The 903-nt window shown below is 57.3% G+C and carries 1 protein-coding gene; it reads left to right on the forward strand.

What is annotated here, in order from left to right; genetic code table 11:
• Positions 1 to 102: 102 nt before the first annotated feature.
• Positions 103 to 903, forward strand: an 801-nt coding sequence (locus CF137_RS21500) for an IS1595 family transposase (protein ID WP_139721583.1), incomplete at its 3' end; no start/stop codon positions are given.

A 903-nucleotide genomic window follows, 5' to 3' on the forward strand; every position in this document is an offset into this window, starting at 1 on the left:
AAAAGGGGCGACCTGCGCCCCGAATTCTTTATAATGGCTCTGTCCCAATTATGTGTTGAAAGGCTAAGCTTGAAGTAGGCCATCACCTTGAGGTCTACCATCATGGATACCCCAGCCTTTCAACACCTGTTGTCTCTCTTTCCACAGCTTACCTTGCGCCAACGCCGTGTTGCCCGGCAGGAGCTCACTGCGCCCCACACCATTACCTCACTCAATGCCCAGCTACCTGCATGCAGCGGTTGCCCACATTGTCAGGCCGATGCCAATCAGCTGGCACCCTGGGGATGGAGTCGGGGACTACGTCGCTACCGTTGCAAACTGTGTCTGCGCACCAGCTCCGTGCTAACCAAGACCCCCTTGGCCAGATTACGTAAAGCGCAGTGCTGGGAAGACTATGCGCAAGCCCTCATTGAAGGACTCACTGTCCGCCAGGCAGCGCTGCGTTGCGGGGTCAGCAAGAACACCGCGTTCCTTTGGCGTCACCGCTTCTTGCGTGCGATGGCCGCCCATCAAGCCACACGGGAAGAGGGCATCGTTGAGGTCGATGAGACCTTCTTCCTCGAATCGTTCAAGGGGCAACGCGGACTGCCGCGTCTGGCACGACATCGTGGTGGCAAGGGGCGAACCCGGGGAACCGGGCCGGATTACATCCCGGTGATGGTGGTGCAGGACCGTGCTGGCCATCATGCAGATTTTCAGTTGGAAAAGATGAATGCCGAAACAGTTATCGCGGTGTTGAAGCCCCTTGTCTCGCCGGATGCCGTGCTGTGTAGCGATGGCGCGGGCGTGTATGCCAGTTTCAGTAAAGTGCAGGGCGTGACTCATCAAGTAGTGCGCAATCGTCAGGGTGAGCGGGTGGTAGGAGCATTCCACATTCAACATGTAAACGGATATCACCATCGA

The organism is Aeromonas sobria, from assembly GCF_006243315.1.
In the GTDB taxonomy this organism is placed as follows: Bacteria; Pseudomonadota; Gammaproteobacteria; order Enterobacterales; family Aeromonadaceae; genus Aeromonas; species Aeromonas sobria_A.